The following is a 16,015-nucleotide window of genomic DNA, read 5'->3' on the forward strand; positions in this document are numbered from 1 at the left end:
ACCGGAAGTTCCTATTCCACGAAATCGTAGTTGACGGTCAAAGACCGATCGTCCCAGACAGGCACGGCCTGCTTGGTCAAAGGGACCATGAATTTCTTGCCGTCGGGCTGCTCAATCTCGATGATCTCGGTCGCGCCGAAATTCTCGACCGCGCACACGCGCCCGATCGCTTCGCCCTTGTCGGTCATGACAGGCAGTCCAAGCAGGTCCGAATAATAGAATTCGCCCTCTTCCAGCTCGGGAAGTGCATCACGCGAAACGGTGAGGACGGTGCCGCGCAGTTTCTCGGCGGCGGTGCGGTCGGCAACCTCGGCGAAGCGCGCGATGGCGCCGCCCTTGTTGTCGCTCCGCAATTTGGAGACGGTCAATGCCCCCTCGTTGAAGCTCTTGTGCGGTTTCAGGGCCTCGAAGCCCTCTCCCAGCAGCTTCAGACGGACTTCGCCCGCCACGCCATGCGCACCGGTGACGGCAGCAAGGGTGACGGGCTTGTCCTGCATCGAAATGCTCAGCCTTCGGCCTGCTCTTCGGTGGCTTCTTCGGCAGGTGCTTCTTCAGCAGCAGCTTCTTCAGCCGGTGCTTCGGCAGCAGCCTTGGCGGCTTCTTCAGCCTCAGCAGCCTTGGCAGCCTTTTCTTCAGCGCGTTCCTTGGCAGCTTCGCCCGGTTCGCCCTTCTTGGGGTTGTTCTTCGGTGCTCGCTCGAGAATGCCGGCAGCGTCGAAGAAACGATGAACACGATCGGAAGGCACCGCGCCGACGCTCAGCCAGTGACGCGCGCGGTCTTCGTTGAGCTTCACGCGCTCGCCCGAATCCTTCGGCAGCATCGGGTTGTAGGTGCCGATCTGCTCGAGATACTTGCCGTCACGCGGGCTGCGCGAGTCCGACACGACGATGCGGTAGTAAGGACGCTTCTTCGCGCCACCGCGCGACAGACGAATTGCAACTGCCATTTTACTTCACCTTTCGAATGTAAATATCGGTAATTCGGTTATTTCTTGTTCAACATATCGCGCAGCTCAGGCGGCAGCGTATCGGGATCGACCGAAGACCCTTTCCCGCCGCTGCCGAGACCCGGAAGGCCGCCCATGGGGCCCGGGCCGCCCGGACCGCCGAGGCCCGGCATGGCGGCACCAAGGCCGCCCTTGCCGAACAGCGCGCCGAGGCCCTTGAGCCCGCCCATCTTCTTGATCTGCTTCATGGCCTTGGACATTTCCTGGTGCATCTTGAGCACCTTGTTCACATCCTGGACCTGCGTGCCCGAACCTGCCGCCACGCGCTTCTTGCGCTTGGCATTCAGCAGCTTGGGCAGCTTGCGTTCCTTCGGCGTCATCGAACCGATGATCGCATCCATGTGCACGAGGACCTTGTCGTCCATCCCGCTCGACGCCATCGCCGCCTTGGCTTTCTTCATGCCCGGCATCATGCCGGCCAGAGCGCCGAGGCCGCCCATGCTCTGCATCTGCTTCAGCTGCATGCGCAAATCGTCGAGGTCGAATTCGCCCTTCGCCATTTTCTTGGCGAGCGCTTCGGCCTCTTCTTCCTTGATCGCGGTTGCTGCCCGCTCGACCAGCGAGACGACGTCGCCCATGCCGAGAATGCGGCCGGCGACCCTTTTGGGATCGAATGCCTCGATCGCATCGAGCTTTTCGCCGGTACCGGCAAACTTGACCGGCTTGCCGGTGACATAGCGCATCGACAGAGCCGCACCGCCGCGGGCATCGCCGTCCATACGGGTGAGAACCACGCCGGTCAGCAGCACTTCGCCGGTAAAGCTCTGCGCGACGTTGACCGCGTCCTGACCGGTCAGACTGTCGACCACCAGCAGCACTTCGGTGGGCGACGAGACGGCATTGATCGCCTTCATCTCGGCCATCAGCGCTTCATCGACATGCAGGCGGCCCGCAGTATCGAGCAGCAGCACGTCGGCAGCCTGGAGCCTGGCGCTTTCCATTGCACGGCGCGCGATGTCGACCGGTTGCTGGCCCGCAACGATTGGCAGCGTCGCCACATCGACCTGCTCGCCCAGTACCTTGAGCTGTTCCTGTGCGGCCGGACGATTGACGTCGAGCGAGGCCATCATGGCCTTCTTGCCGTGCTTTTCGCGCAGCAGCTTGCCGAGCTTGGCCGTCGTGGTCGTCTTACCCGAACCCTGCAGACCGACCATCATGACGACGACCGGTGGCTTGGCGTTGAGGTTCAGTTCGCGCGGTTCGGCATCCTCGCCGTCGCCGCCGAGCATTTCGACCAGCTCGTCATTGACGATCTTGACGACCTGCTGGCCGGGCGTGACCGACTTGAGGACTTCGGACCCGATCGCCTTTTCGGTGACCGCATCGATGAAGCGGCGCACGACGGGCAGCGCGACGTCGGCTTCGAGCAGCGCGATGCGCACTTCGCGCATGGCTTCGCGAACGTCGTTCTCCGACAGCGAGCCACGGCCCTTGAGCTTGTCGAAGACAGTACCGAGCCGGTCGGACAGATTGTCGAACATGTGTGTTCTACTCCTTGCCGACACGACATGCCGGATTAAACGCGAAAAACGCCGGCGGACGAAAACTCGTCAGCCAGCGTGGGGTCAGACCCCTGTGAAACCCGAACGTATATCCAGGTGTGGTGGAAGCAAGCCGCGGCCGTCGCCACGACCTGCTACCATCGCACCCGAAGTGCCATTTGTGAAATGGTGGAGCCTAGCGGGATCGAACCGCTGACCTCTACAATGCCATTGTAGCGCTCTCCCAGCTGAGCTAAGGCCCCGAACCATTTTCAACCGATGCATCCTGGGAGGTGCATCACCCTTGCGGGAGGCGCCCAATATAAGCAGCCCTCCCGCAATGCAACAGCTAATTTCAAGCTAAATCAGCTTTCGTCCGCGTCGTCGTCGTCGCCCTTGGATTTCGTTTCCACGCCAAGGTCGTCGTCGCCGCCAAGATCGACTTCATTGTCCGGCGAATCATCGTCTTCGTCGATGTCGATATCCAGATCGTCATCGTCATCGCCGCCCAGATCGGAATCGGCTTCGCCCTTCTTGTCCTTCTTCTCTTCCTCGGCGAGGATGGGCTGCTTGGACTTGAGCACGGGTTCGGGCGACCACTCTTCACCGCATTCGATGCAGGTGACAGGATCGTCCTTGTTCAGATCGTAGAAGCGGGTGCCGCAGTTCGGGCAGGTGCGCTTGGTGCCCCATTCAGGTTTGACCATGTGTAATCCTTGGATGCTGGCCCCGCCGAGCAGGCGAGGCGGGAATTCTCGAATAAAGATGGACTCCGTCGCCCTAAAGTAAAGGGGGAGGAATCGATAGCGCGCGCGCCTTGCCAGAGTGGGTGCGCGCTGTCAAAGCGCGGCGAAGATATGGATACGCTTTCGTGACTTCGCACCGCTTCTCGGCCCAGGGCCCGCTCACAGGACGCATTCGCGTGCCGGGCGACAAATCCATCAGCCATCGTTCGCTGATGTTCGGCGCGCTGGCCGTGGGCCGCAGCCGCATCTCGGGCCTGCTCGAGGGCGAGGATGTGCTGGCCACAGCCGCCGCCCTGCGGGCGATGGGCGCCGTGATCGAAAAGGATGGCGACGAGTGGATCGTCGACGGTGTCGGGGTCGGCACGCTGCTCCAGCCTGTACAGGCGCTGGACATGGGAAATTCCGGCACGTCGACCCGGCTCCTCATGGGCCTTGTCGCCAGCCATGGCATAACCACCAGTTTCGTTGGAGACGAGAGCCTGTCGAAACGCCCGATGGGCCGGGTGATCGATCCGCTGTCGATGATGGGTGCCGGCTTCACCCCCTCCCCCGGCGGCCGCCTGCCGCTGATGATGGAAGGGATGCAGCCTGCCGTGCCGATCACCTATCGCCTGCCCGTGGCCAGCGCCCAGGTGAAGAGCGCGGTCCTGCTTGCCGGCCTCAACACGCCCGGCACCACCACTGTCATCGAACCCGTCCCTACCCGCGATCACACCGAAAGGATGCTGCGCGGCTTCGGCGTCGATGTGCAGGTCGTTGAGCGCGATGGCGAGCGCGTCATCAGCATCACCGGCCCATCCGATCTCACCCCCTGCGATATCACCGTGCCGGGCGACCCTTCCTCGGCGGCGTTCTTCGCCGTTGCGGCCAGTATCGTGGCGGGCAGCGATCTCATCATCGAGAATGTCGGCCTCAATCCCACCCGGAACGGTATCTTCGAGGTACTCGGCCAGATGGGTGCCAGCATCGAGTATCGAGACGCGCGCGAAGTTGGCGGTGAGCCGGTGGCCGATCTGCGCGTGCGCCACGCACCGCTCAAGGGTGTGGAAGTTCATCCCGCAATCGCTCCGCGCATGATCGACGAATTTCCCGTCCTGTTCGTGGCCGCAGCTGTGGCGGACGGCACCACCGTCACCAGCGGGCTTGAGGAATTGCGCGTCAAGGAAAGCGATCGCCTCGCGGCCATGGCGGCAGGCCTTTCGCTGGTGGGCGCGGATATAGAGGAACGGGAAGACGGCCTCGTCATTCACGGATCCGGCGGGACCGCCCTGCCTGGCGGCGGCCCGGTTGCCACCCATCTCGATCACCGTATTGCCATGAGCATGGCGATCGCGGGCCATGCGAGCCGGGACGGCGTCGAAATCGACAGCGCGGAACCGATCGCCACCAGCTTCCCTAATTTCAACGAACTTCTGAAAGACGCGACCTCGTGATCAATCTGGACTGGGCCAGTCTCGTCGGCTTCGTCGGCACCGCCTGCATCATCGGCGCCTATGCCTATCTCACGTTCAAGGATGAACCCAATCCCTTCATCCTCCACGGCACGAACCTTTCCGGGGCAGCTCTGCTGACGGTATCGCTGATCGTCCATACGAACTGGCCCAGCCTGGTGCTGGAAGGTTTCTGGGCCGCCATAGCCATCTTCGGAATTGCAAAAGCCGTTCGCACCGGGCGCAAGGGACAGGAGCGCGAAGCATGATCATCGCCGTCGATGGCCCCACCGCCTCCGGCAAGGGCACTATTGCCAAGGCGCTGGCCGCCCACTTCGGGCTGCCACATCTGGACACCGGCCTGCTCTACCGCGCGGTCGGGCGGCAGGTCTTCCTCGACGGCGGCGATCCCGATGACGCGGGCGATGCGCTGGCCGCGGTCAGCTTTCCCGACAGTCTGCTAGGCGATCCCCATCTCAGGAATGAAGAAACCGGCGGACTTGCAAGCCGGGTTTCGATCCACCCGCCCGTCCGCCAGGCGCTGTATGATCGCCAGCGCAGTTTCGCGACGCAGGCTGGTGGTGCCGTGCTGGACGGGCGCGATATCGGTACGGTCATCGCGCCCGAGGCACAGGCCAAGCTGTTCGTCACCGCCAGCGTCGAGGCGCGGGCCCGGCGGCGCTTTCTGGAAATGCGGGAGCGAGGCGTGGAGGTCACGCTGGCCGCAATCGAGGATGATCTCGAGCGCCGTGACGAACGTGACCGCAATCGGGATGTGGCCCCGCTGGTCCCTGCGCCCGATGCGATGGTGATCGACACCAGTGCGCTGGGCAAAGAAGAGGCTATCGCCGCCGCGATCCACGCGGTGGAAAGCGCTGCCGCCTCCACCTAGCGAAACTTTCCGGAACATGCATTGCAGCGATAGGTTTTCTTCCCTGGGGCAGCTGGGGCTGTGCCTTAAATGGGAAAGGGAAAACCAATGAGATTTCTATCGATCGTAGCCCTTGCGGGTGCACTTGCAGCGTGTGGTTCGAACCCGTCGGACGAAGCGGAAACGACACCTGAAGAACAGGGCCAGATGACCGAGGAGGCCACTCTCGACGATAAGGCCCTCGCCGCCCTCCAGCAGTGCGAGCAGGTCGAGCCGACCTGCGGCCAGGACGGTGAAAGCTACCTCGTCTTCCCCGATGTCACGTCCGTTGCGCTGGGTGTAGGCGGCGAAGGCGGCGAAGGCGCGCTGATCCGCAACGGCCAGGTCGTCGATTACTACAATATGGGTGAAGCCAGCATTGGCCTTCAGGCCGGTATTTCGGCAGCGTCATACGTCTTCAAGATGCCGAACCAGGAAGCACTGGACGAATTCGAAGATGACGGCGAATGGAGCATCGGTGCCGAAAGCGCGCTGGTCATCGCCAATGCCGACGCCAATGCAGCGACCGAGACCGCTGGCGACCAGACGGTCCTCTATGTGTTCAACGCAGAAGGCCTGATGGCCGATGTCAGCGTGGACGCTATGCGCATTTGGAAGGACGAGGATTCGGCTTCGGATGAGAACATGGAAACTGGTATGACGGCCAATACCGACAGCTGATCGTCAAATCGTTACCGTGAGATGAGACCGGGGGCCAGGCGGCTTCCCGGTCTTTTCTTTTGGTGGTCACTCCTTTCCCCTTTCCTACTTTGGGGCATGTGTGCAAGCAGAGGTCCCATGCTCGCCCCAGCCCCTCTCAAACCCGCGAAAATCCTGGGCATTTCGACACCTTGGGGGGACCGGATTTTTCTGCTCTGGACCGTGCTCCATGTGCTCCATCCTGTAGGATTCGCCCCGGCAATTCCCTTGCTTTTCGGCCGACTTTGGACTAGGCGCGCGGCCGTTCTCGCAAAACCGATCGGATTCGCAGGAACCTTCGCGCTGGCACCCGGCCTCGCGGAGATCACGGCCCTCTTGCCCCGTTAGCCACCGCGATGGTGCGGCGGAGACGGGTAAAGACCCCGGACAACCGGTGGCCGGTAGCAAACGTAAGTTAGGACTACACAACACATGGCAACATCAGCCAATCCGAGCCGCGACGATTTCGCGGCAATGCTCGACGAGCAGCTCGGCGGCGCAGATGACGGCGGCTTCGAAGGCCGCGTCGTCAAAGGCACCGTCACTTCCATCGAAAATGGCATGGCCCACATCGATGTCGGCCTGAAGAGCGAAGGCCGCGTCGACCTCAAGGAATTCATGCGCGGCGAAGACGAGCACGGCCTCGAAGTCGGTTCGGAAGTCGAAGTGTTCGTCGACCGCATCGAAAACGCCGACGGCGAAGCCATGCTGTCGCGCGACCGCGCCCGCCGCGAAGCCGCCTGGGACAAGCTTGAAAGCGAATTCGGCGAAGGCAAGCGCGTCGAAGGCCGCATCTTCGGCCGCGTCAAGGGCGGTTTCACCGTTGACCTCGACGGCGCCGTGGCCTTCCTGCCCGGTTCACAGGTCGACATCCGCCCCGTGCGCGATGTCGCTCCGCTGATGGACATGGCCCAGCCCTTCCAGATCCTCAAGATGGACCGCCGCCGCGGTAACATCGTTGTTTCGCGCCGTGCGGTTCTCGAAGAGACCCGTGCAGAACAGCGCAGCGAACTGATCGACAAGCTGGCCGAAGGTCAGGTCATCGACGGCGTGGTCAAGAACATCACCGATTACGGCGCATTCGTCGATCTCGGCGGTATCGACGGCCTGCTGCATGTCACCGACATGAGCTACAAGCGCGTCAACCACCCCAGCGAGATGATCGAAATCGGCCAGACCGTGACTGTCCAGATCATCCGCATCAACGAAGACACCCAGCGCATCAGCCTCGGCATGAAGCAGCTGGAATCGGATCCGTGGGATGGCGTTGCTGCCAAGTATCCGGTCGGCATGAAAATGACGGGCACCGTCACCAACATCACCGAATACGGCGCATTCGTCGAAATCGAGCCGGGCATCGAAGGCTTGGTCCACGTTTCGGAAATGAGCTGGACCAAGAAGAACGTCCACCCCGGCAAGATCGTCTCGACCTCGCAGGAAGTCGAAGTCATGGTCCTCGAAGTGGACAGCGAAAAGCGCCGCATTTCGCTCGGCCTCAAGCAGGCTCAGCGCAATCCGTGGGAAGAATTCGCCGAAGCGCACCCCGTTGGCGCCAAGGTCACCGGCGAAGTCAAGAACGCCACCGAATTCGGTCTGTTCATCGGCCTTCCGGGCGACGTCGACGGCATGGTTCACATGTCCGACATCGCATGGGGCATCTCGGGCGAAGACGCCCTTGCCCTGCACCGCAAGGGTGAAGAAGTCGAAGCCGTGGTTCTCGACGTCGATATCGACAAGGAACGCATCAGCCTCGGCATGAAGCAGCTCGAAAAGGGTGCTCCGAGCGAAGCCGGTGCTTCGAGCGACGTTCGCAAGAACCAGGTCGTCACCGTCACCGTTCTCGAAGTCCGCGATGGCGGTCTCGAAGTTCAGGTCGGCGAAGATGGCGCGACCGGCTTCATCAAGCGTTCGGATCTCGGCCGTGATCGTGACGAGCAGCGTTCGGATCGCTTCCAGCCCGGCGCCAAGGTCGATGCTATGGTCACCGGTTTCGATCGTTCGAAGAAGCCTACCTTCTCCATCAAGGCGCGTCAGATCGCCGAAGAGAAGGAAGCAGTTGCACAGTTCGGTTCGTCCGATTCGGGCGCATCGCTCGGCGACATCCTCGGCGAAGCGCTGAAGAAGAAGGAAGACTAAGCTCTTCCCCTTCCCTTCTGGGAAACAGGCGAGGCCCGCTTGCTCATCTGAGCAGGCGGGCCTTTCCTATTGCGTGAAGGATGCCTAGCTTCGGTCCTCAAGCCTTGATGCGATAGGACGGCTGAAAACCCATGCTCGAAATCCACCAGTTCCCCTGCCTGTCCGATAATTACGGATATCTGCTGCACGATCCCGACAGCGGCGAGACAGCCGCCATCGACACCCCCGATGGTGCCGAGTACCTCCGCCAAGCCAAGGCTAAGGGGTGGACCATCAGCCATATCTGGAACACGCACTGGCATCCCGATCATGCAGGCGGGAACAAAGCCATAATCGAGGCGACGGGGGCCAAGGTAATCGCACCGCAGGAGGTCGAAAAGCTCTCGCCCATCGACACCCTTGTCAGCCATGGTGACGTCGTAAAGCTCGGCCAGCACGAAGCCCGTGTGATTGATGTGTCGGGCCATACAAACGGCCACGTCGCTTTCCATTTGCCCGCAGATGACATTGCTTTTGTCGGCGACAGCGTGTTCGCGCTGGGCTGCGGCAGAATGTTCGAAGGAGAGCCGACGCAGTTCTGGAACAGCCTCGATCGTATCAGACAGCTTCCACCTCAGACGACCCTGTATTGCGCACATGAGTATACCCAAGCGAACGCGAAGTTTGCGCTCCATGCGGATCCAGAGAATCCAGAACTCGCCGCTTACGCAGGTGAGATCGATGCAAAGCGTGCTCGGGGAGAACCCACAATCCCGACCAGCTTGGAGCGAGAATTGAAAACAAATCCTTTCCTGCGCGCCGACAGCCCTGAGATGCAGGCGCGCTGGGGCGGAGAAAAGCCAGCAGAGACCTTTGCTGCACTACGAGCGGCAAAAGATAGTTTCTGAAAAGCGCTTCGTCATAGGCACAAAAAGGGCGACCTTCAGGCCGCCCTCTTCATTCCGTTACAGGAAGAGCTCAGATACCCGCTATGACGGTGTCAGTAAGCGCCTTGTCGGCTTCCGCATCGTGCTTCTCGGCGATCAGCTTGCGGCTTGCGCCGGTTGCGGCAGAAGCGGCACGATTGCGGACGTCCTGAACCGCTTCACGCTCGGCTGCCGCGATCTTGTCTTCCGCCATGCGCTTACGGCGTTCGACCATGTCCTTGGTATCGGCTTCCGCCTTTTCAAAAAGACTGTCAGCCTCAGCCTGTGCCTTCACGAGCATGGCTTCAGCATCCTTCTCGGCGCTCGCAATCTTGTCGGCATACTCCTTGCGCAAGGCCTCTGCTTCAGCGCGAAGCTCTTTAGCTTCTTCAAGCTGTTCCTTGATCGCAGCGATCTTGCTGTCGAGACCGCCCGCAATGCCCTTGTGGGCCTTGCCGACGAACAGGGCGATCGCAAACAGCACCAGCATCGATACCGAGACGATCTGAAAGGGTGCAAGACCCCACAATTCCGGCTCGGCATGGACACCCGCACCACCGTGGCCAGCCTCGGTAAACACTTTGGGCGCATCCGTCGCGAAGACTTCGGGCGCCTGGGCCGTCGTCGAATTAGCCATGTGCCATCTGCTCCTTCACCGCCTTGGTTGCGACAGGCTTGGTCACCTTGACGCCCGCAAGCGTCTTGACGATGTCCTGAGCCGCTTCGACAGCCACTGCCTCGACCTCGGTCAGCGCTGCGGTGCGAGCCTCGGCAATCCGTGCCTCGGCTTCTGCCAGCTTCTTGTCGAGGCGTGTCTGAGCGGCCTTGAGTTTGGTTGCGGATTTGGCTGCCGCATCGTCCTTCGCCTTGGCGACGATGGCCTGCGCGGCGGCACGATTTTCGTTTTCCTTCACCCGCCAGGCTTCTTCCTGCTCGTCGGCAGCATCGCGCGCAGCCTTGGCAGCGGCGAGGTCGGCGGCAATCTGGCCGTCACGCTGGGCAACGGTGTCCATCACCTTGGGCACCATACCCTTGCCGATGACGAAAAAAGTGATGCCGAAAAAGACCAGAAGCCAGAAAACCTGACTGGACCATGTTTCGGCAAGCTGTGCTATCTGGGGCATTGCAGCTCTCGAAAAGCGGGTGACAGAATATGCAAGGCCGGTCGGGCAAACCCGACCGGCTCAAAACGTGATTTCGCGCTGTTAGGCGACGAAGATCAGGATCATGGCAACGACGAACGACAGCAGGCCGAGAAGTTCGGCAGCGGCGAAGCCGATGAACAGACGACCCTGCTGACCGTCAGCAGCGCCCGGGTTGCGGAGCGCGCCTTCGAGATACTTGGCGAAGACGTTGCCGACACCGAGCGACGCAAGGCCTGCACCGATTGCAGCAAGACCAGCACCGAGCAGCTTTGCAGCTTCTACTTCCATGATAAACTCCTTTGGAAAAACGTGTATAGTTAAAGACTTAGTGAAGGTTCTCGGCGTCGTTGATGTACAGCGACGTCAAAAGAGCGAAAACATAGGCCTGGATGCCTGCAACGAGCAGTTCCAGCGCGCAAATGCCGATCATCAGCAGGAAGGCAGGCAATCCGACGACAAGGCCGAAGGTTGCGCCAGCATTCGTTCCGTCGATGACAAAGCTCGACAGGACTTCGAGCAACACGTGACCAGCCATCATTGCCACGAAAAGACGCAGGCCGAGGCTGAAAGGGCGAACCATGAAGGAAATGAATTCGATCGGCGCGAGGATGGGGATCATCGGCAACGGCGTACCCTCGGGCACGAACAGCGAGAAGAAATGCAGCCCGTGCTTGTAAAAGCCCACGAGCAGCACGATCGAGAAGCTGATGATCGCGAGAACGCCAGTCACGGTGAAATGGCTGGTGAAGGTGAACGGATGGACACCGAAAACACCCAGCGGCAGCAGACCGAGAAGGTTGGCGAAAAGGATGAACATGAACAGGCTGAAGACGTAGGGGACATACTTGCGCCCTGCCTTGCCGATGTTGGCTTCGAGCATATTGTCGATGAAGCCGGTGAAGCTTTCCACCATCATCTGCCAGCGGCCCGGAACGAGTTCGCGCCGCATGCCGCCGATCATGAACGCAAACAACGCCACGGTGGTGATCAGCATCCACATTGCTGAGTTGGTGAAGGCGATATTGTATCCGGCCAGCTCCCAGCCTTCCGAGCCGCCAAGCGGCTGGATGGTGAACTGGTACATCGGATCGACTTTGGCCTGTTCGGCTGCCACGTCTCTCTAGTCCTTAAATCCTGTAACGAAAGCCCCGCCAACCCCATTTTGGGATTACTTGTCGGGGCCCTGGTTTGCCGCGCGGATAACATTCCTGAAGGCGACGATTATCCCGAGGAACAAGCCGACCAACAGACCCCAAGGGTTGGTATCGGTGAAATAGCCAATGGCATAGCCGATAACCGAACCTCCCAGAAGTCCACCAAGCAAATCGGCCAGTACGCGGTTGCCGCTGCGGTAATTCGCATCGGCCCCGGAACCAGCCCTGCGGTTACGCTGTTCTTCGCGCTGCTGGGCGGCACTAAGCCGCTTTTCCAGCGCATCGATCCGCGCATCCTCCTCGATGGATTTCCGTGCGGGCTCGTCGTCGCTCATGCCTTACTCCTTCAAGGGGTTTGCGCGGCACGCGCAGGGACTTGCCCGCCAAGGGCGCGGCCCCCTTAGATGGGGGCTATACCTGAGTCAACACAGGCAGCCCCGCCGAGGCCTCTCGATAGAACAAAAAAGCCTCCACCCGGCGCGTCGCCGGAGGAGGCTTTTGAAATTATCGGAGCGCAGCTCAGGGGCAGCGCGAATCGCGCATCGGAGCTGCGTTGGTGCGTGTTTGCCAGCTCCCATCCGGCGCCTGATACTTTTCGCCGGGTTTGGTGGCGAGAATGGCCTGGCAGCCAGCCGTAAGGGCATACTCCTCGAGCGTGGCATTAGTCGCCTGGGCACGCTCCGAATAGACTGCGCGGCGTTTGATGTTGATGTCGTTGACGATGCGCCGCAGTTCGACGCTCTCGCTGCCGACTATCCCCAGATAGCCGTCCATCTTCTCGCCAACCTGGCCGGAAGAACGGGCCGCAGCATAGGCAGGATCACGCTGGGCATAGGCCGGCGCTGCGACACCGCCCAGCGCCACAGCGAAAGCCGATCCCGCAAGTGCGGCCTTGATGACATATCTGTTCATTGCGTTCCCCATCAGAAAATATCTGCATTCTCTTCGATCGTGTTGCCCGCGTCTTCCGCGAGACGATAAATGACCTCCTGGCGGATGTTCACGTTAAGCTCGATCACGATCGGCTCGGTCGGTGCTTCCACCGTGACACAGCCCCCCAGAACAAGTGAACCGATGCTCACCGCCAGAATTCTGTGACCCATGCCTGTTTCTCTTTCCTGCATGGCGAAGCTATTCGCATGCCGGATTGCACCGGTCAATTTTGGTATCCTCATAGCGTTCACTCGCTTTCCTGATCCTGAATGGCGGGAGCTTCGGGCACGATATCCTCCGGATCGACCTCGGACGCGGCTTCTTCTCCCGTTATCGATCGGCGCAGCAGACGCGTCCCGTCATCGCTCAAAAGGCCAAGCTCGCGCGGGTCGCGGACCGACGCAGGATCATACATGGCTTTGACGGAATTGATCAGCTGATAGAACTGTGCGCGAATGTTGATCCGGAACTGAAGCGGTAGCTTGGCGAGTTGTTTCGTGATGGAATTGGTCTTTGCATCTTCGCCCTGGCGCACCCCATCGAAGCGTACCTGCGTCACGATTTCGCCTGTCAGCGGGCCGTTCATCACGACGCGCATCTGAGAATAGTCGAGGCTGCGCAGCGCGTCGAAAGCGAAATTCGCGATTGCCGACAGGTCTTCATACGTCAGCTCCCCCACATAGGAGATGTTGCCGCCCGGGTCCCGAGAGACGAGAATGCCCTCTTCGATCCGTCCATTGCCGTCCGCGTCGAAGACTATGGGCAGAGTGCCGTCGAAAATTCCGGTCGCCGAAATGTTGTCCAGCCCCATCTGAGCGATGAACTGGGCCGCATCCAGTCCCACGATCTCGAACACATAGCGTCGCTCCTCGCTGATGCCGAGATTGAGATCGACGTCCCGCAAGATGAGCGTTCCACCCATGAAGGGCCACTGTCCGCCCCGGACGGCGAGCAGTTCACCGCGCTCAAGCCTGAACTGCACCTCCCCGTCCGTCACCTCGATGCCCGGATTTACCGAAGCCACGCGGATCGTCTGGCCCGGCGCAGTGGTCAGGCCGAGGAGATCCGTGAAGACCACGGTTCCGCTGGCGCCTTTGACAGGTCCGAATGCCGCGGCGAAATCGAGATCGTCGGATGAGAAGCTGCCCGTACTCTTAACTTCCCCGCCGGAGGTCCATCGAATACGGCCCGTGCCATCGATGATGCCAAGCGCGTTGGCGACAACCCCTCGCGCCAGCTTACTGATATCTTCCGGCTGAAGCTGGTCGTCGAATTGCAGCCCGGCCACTCGCAAATCCGCCTGGCCGTCGCCAGTGCCGAGATTGTGCCTGATATCGGCAGTGGTCACGATGCGGTCCGATTGCGGGTTTCTAAGTTCAGCCACCGCATCGATAATATTGTCGACCAGCGTCAGCGATGCGCCGCGGGCCACAAGTGGCTCGAAGCGTGCGGGGCTTTGCCGGTCCACCAGCCGGAAAGACGCGTCCGCAATGGAGACCCGCCCATCGGTATAGTCCCAGGAACCGGCAGTCTCTTCCAAATTCATGGGGACGGAGGAAAGAGCAATTTCCGCACCGGCGAAGGTGCCTGCAATGTTCTCGCCGATCCGAGCATCGATATCCGAGACAGCGAACCTGCTCGCGGTCGCGACCGGACCAAAGGATACATCGACGTTTCGCGCTTTCAGCACACCGGGGTAAGCAAAGCCGACAGGTCCGCTCGACAGCCTTATGGGCGTCGTCCCCAGCGAACCGGCCAGATCCAGAGAAGGTGCACCCGCCGCAAACTTCATTCCCCCAGCACCATATTGCAGCATCGGCTTGCCGGGCGGCGGGCAGAGTGTCATCCCGGGCCCCGCGATATTCAGCTGCGCAAACCGAAGGCGGCGGAAGGACACTTTGGTGCAGTCGCGCCATAGCGCGAGGCTTGAATCAGGTGTCCATCGACCGTCGATCGGAAGGGCAAGCCGGTCGACAGCCCCGCCCGGCAGCTCGCCGGTCGCTTCCACATTCCCGGAAAAGACTAGCGCGCCGCTTTCTCCCCGCGTCAGGGAAAGCCTCGGGATTGCAAGGCTTGATCCACCAGCTTCATATTGCGCCATGCTGAGCGAAAACAGCGCATCTCCCCAACCGGACCGCTCCATCCGGCCCCTGATCCGCGGCAATGCCGGACCACCAGTCGAGATGTTTCCGGACAGCCGCGTCGGTCGCCCCTGTGCTGCAGAATATTCGAGACGAGACAACGAAACCAGGCGCGTACCGCCACCCCCGCGCAATTCCCCTTGCGGGACCGAGAGCACAAGCCCGCGCTTATCCGAGCGCAGCCTCAGTCCCAACTCGAGCGCGCTGCCACGGGTCTGAGCCTGAAGCGCTGCGCTGACGCGCCTGACGATTGGCTCGAGCAGAGTACCGCCCCCGAAGGTGGCAAGTTGGGAAAAAGCCCCGTCAAGTTCGCGACCCAGCCGCAGACCATTACCTTCGACGTCCGCTTCGATATCGAGCATTTCGAAATTTTGGCGAGCCAGCACCCTCCCCTCCGCCGTGAGGAGAGCCGCTATCGCTTGAGGGGTTTCGACCCCTCTGGAAGCTAAAGAATATCGAGCCGTGATATCCTCACCCCGCATTTGAGCCCGAACCGTGCCAGCGATCGATTGGGCACTGTATTGTCCGGATTGCGTGAGGTCGGAGGCAATCCGAGCTTCCACGGCAGGATCCGCCAGCGTGTCGTTGGTAGTCAGCTTAACTTCCGCAACCAGATTGGCTGCTAAGACTTCAGCCTTTTTACAGGCCAGACTGGTCATCCGCAGAGGGCCACGAAAGGTCGGTTTACCGGAAGCGGTCGTCAGCTTTCCATAAAGTGTGACACCGTCTCCCCGGCAATCGGACACGGATAGGTCTGGCGCGGCGGCAGCCAATGTACCTGCAAAACCATCCGCGACGTTTCCGGAACCTGCCAACTTGATCCCCACAGGCCCAAATTGAGATTCGATAAGACCGCGTCCGTCGCGAATGGCCAAATCGATATCCGGAAGTCCCGGGTCTTTTTGGCTCTCGCCGAAAAGCAATGTGTCCAGCGCACCGAAACTCAGCGTGCCATCCACAAATCGGCCGTAAAGACGTGGCTCAACCAGCGTGATTTTATCTATTACCGGCAACCCCAAACGGTGGCGTAGCTGCACAATTACGCGCGTCGCGGTAAAATCGGGCGAGCCTGGATCACCGATCACGAGATCGGAGATGATCTGGTTGCGGCCGCCGATCCGATCGATTGTATATGTCGCTGGCAAATCGTTGGATTCCAGCTGATCCGCAATAAAGTCGTCGGCTATGGCAATGCGATTCGACCACGCCAGAATCGCCGCCACCACCAGCGCCGCAAGAGCGAGCGCGGGCACGAACCAGCGCTTTTTGCGCCAGCGCGGCCTTTGACTTACGAATTGACCCTCAGAGCCGTCCATTAGAGCGAGCACT

General features: G+C 60.8%; 18 protein-coding genes and 1 tRNA gene. 6 read left to right on the top strand and 13 right to left on the bottom strand.

Features of this window, described 5'->3' with window-relative positions; genetic code table 11:
- Positions 1-11: 11 nt before the first annotated feature.
- The 5 genes from rimM to ACI2I1_RS00670 form a co-directional block, all read right to left on the bottom strand.
- The gene (rimM, locus tag ACI2I1_RS00650) at positions 12-497 is read right to left on the bottom strand and encodes a ribosome maturation factor RimM (protein ID WP_404677500.1); all 486 of its coding nucleotides are present in this window, start codon (positions 495-497) and stop codon (positions 12-14) included.
- Positions 498-505: 8 nt separating this feature from the next.
- Complete coding sequence (gene rpsP / locus ACI2I1_RS00655) at positions 506-946, bottom strand: 30S ribosomal protein S16 (protein ID WP_404677501.1); 441 nt, start codon at positions 944-946, stop codon at positions 506-508.
- Positions 947-984: 38 nt separating this feature from the next.
- Positions 985-2,487, bottom strand: a complete 1,503-nt coding sequence (gene ffh, locus ACI2I1_RS00660; protein WP_404677502.1) for a signal recognition particle protein — start codon at positions 2,485-2,487, stop codon at positions 985-987.
- 187 nt (positions 2,488-2,674) lie between these two features.
- Positions 2,675-2,750: transfer RNA gene (locus ACI2I1_RS00665), tRNA-Ala, on the bottom strand.
- 102 nt (positions 2,751-2,852) lie between these two features.
- Positions 2,853-3,194, bottom strand: a complete 342-nt coding sequence (locus tag ACI2I1_RS00670; protein ID WP_221541385.1) for a TIGR02300 family protein — start codon at positions 3,192-3,194, stop codon at positions 2,853-2,855.
- 164 nt (positions 3,195-3,358) lie between these two features.
- On the opposite strand from ACI2I1_RS00670, the gene aroA reads away from it, so the two are divergent.
- The 6 genes from aroA to gloB all read left to right on the top strand — a co-directional run bounded on the left by aroA (position 3,359) and on the right by gloB (position 9,295).
- Positions 3,359-4,666 (top strand): 3-phosphoshikimate 1-carboxyvinyltransferase, encoded by a 1,308-nt coding sequence (aroA, locus tag ACI2I1_RS00675; protein ID WP_404677503.1) that lies wholly within the window; start codon positions 3,359-3,361, stop codon positions 4,664-4,666.
- Positions 4,663-4,932 (top strand): permease, encoded by a 270-nt coding sequence (locus ACI2I1_RS00680; RefSeq protein ID WP_224811757.1) that lies wholly within the window; start codon positions 4,663-4,665, stop codon positions 4,930-4,932. The genes aroA and ACI2I1_RS00680 overlap by 4 nt, the downstream gene beginning before the upstream one ends.
- Positions 4,929-5,555 (top strand): (d)CMP kinase, encoded by a 627-nt coding sequence (locus tag ACI2I1_RS00685; RefSeq protein WP_404677504.1) that lies wholly within the window; start codon positions 4,929-4,931, stop codon positions 5,553-5,555. Before ACI2I1_RS00680 ends, ACI2I1_RS00685 begins: the two co-directional genes overlap by 4 nt.
- Before the next feature lie 87 nt (positions 5,556-5,642).
- Positions 5,643-6,254, top strand: coding sequence for a YSC84-related protein (locus ACI2I1_RS00690; RefSeq protein ID WP_404677505.1), 612 nt, complete (start codon positions 5,643-5,645; stop codon positions 6,252-6,254).
- Between the two features lie 450 nt (positions 6,255-6,704).
- On the top strand, positions 6,705-8,408 hold the full coding sequence (rpsA, locus tag ACI2I1_RS00695) for a 30S ribosomal protein S1 (RefSeq protein ID WP_221541381.1): 1,704 nt from the start codon (positions 6,705-6,707) through the stop codon (positions 8,406-8,408).
- 131 nt (positions 8,409-8,539) lie between these two features.
- The gene (gloB, locus tag ACI2I1_RS00700) at positions 8,540-9,295 is read left to right on the top strand and encodes a hydroxyacylglutathione hydrolase (RefSeq protein ID WP_404677506.1); all 756 of its coding nucleotides are present in this window, start codon (positions 8,540-8,542) and stop codon (positions 9,293-9,295) included.
- 70 nt (positions 9,296-9,365) lie between these two features.
- Here gloB and ACI2I1_RS00705 read toward each other — a convergent pair whose 3' ends face one another.
- From ACI2I1_RS00705 to ACI2I1_RS00740, 8 genes are all read right to left on the bottom strand, one after another.
- Positions 9,366-9,950 (bottom strand): hypothetical protein, encoded by a 585-nt coding sequence (locus ACI2I1_RS00705; protein ID WP_404677507.1) that lies wholly within the window; start codon positions 9,948-9,950, stop codon positions 9,366-9,368.
- The gene (locus tag ACI2I1_RS00710; RefSeq protein WP_224811762.1) at positions 9,943-10,437 is read right to left on the bottom strand and encodes an ATPase; all 495 of its coding nucleotides are present in this window, start codon (positions 10,435-10,437) and stop codon (positions 9,943-9,945) included. The genes ACI2I1_RS00705 and ACI2I1_RS00710 overlap by 8 nt, the downstream gene beginning before the upstream one ends.
- 81 nt (positions 10,438-10,518) lie before the next feature.
- Positions 10,519-10,746 carry a F0F1 ATP synthase subunit C gene (locus tag ACI2I1_RS00715; RefSeq protein ID WP_221541377.1) on the bottom strand — a complete coding sequence of 76 codons (228 nt, stop codon included), beginning with the start codon at positions 10,744-10,746 and terminating at the stop codon, positions 10,519-10,521.
- Between the two features lie 37 nt (positions 10,747-10,783).
- The gene (locus tag ACI2I1_RS00720; RefSeq protein WP_321207868.1) at positions 10,784-11,572 is read right to left on the bottom strand and encodes a F0F1 ATP synthase subunit A; all 789 of its coding nucleotides are present in this window, start codon (positions 11,570-11,572) and stop codon (positions 10,784-10,786) included.
- A 54-nt stretch (positions 11,573-11,626) separates the two neighbouring features.
- A complete protein-coding gene (locus tag ACI2I1_RS00725; RefSeq protein ID WP_404677508.1) occupies positions 11,627-11,947 on the bottom strand; it encodes an AtpZ/AtpI family protein in 321 nt (106 codons plus the stop codon).
- 184 nt (positions 11,948-12,131) lie between these two features.
- Positions 12,132-12,524: a YdbL family protein gene (locus tag ACI2I1_RS00730; RefSeq protein WP_404677509.1), complete on the bottom strand. Its 393-nt coding sequence runs from the start codon at positions 12,522-12,524 to the stop codon at positions 12,132-12,134.
- 11 nt (positions 12,525-12,535) lie between these two features.
- Positions 12,536-12,772, bottom strand: a complete 237-nt coding sequence (locus ACI2I1_RS00735) for a YnbE family lipoprotein (protein ID WP_247710600.1) — start codon at positions 12,770-12,772, stop codon at positions 12,536-12,538.
- Positions 12,773-12,792: 20 nt separating this feature from the next.
- Positions 12,793-16,002: a YdbH domain-containing protein gene (locus ACI2I1_RS00740; protein ID WP_404677510.1), complete on the bottom strand. Its 3,210-nt coding sequence runs from the start codon at positions 16,000-16,002 to the stop codon at positions 12,793-12,795.
- Positions 16,003-16,015 lie beyond the last annotated feature (13 nt).

It is taken from the genome of Qipengyuania sp. NPDC077563 (assembly GCF_044901345.1).
Classification (GTDB): Bacteria; Pseudomonadota; Alphaproteobacteria; order Sphingomonadales; family Sphingomonadaceae; genus Qipengyuania; species Qipengyuania aestuarii.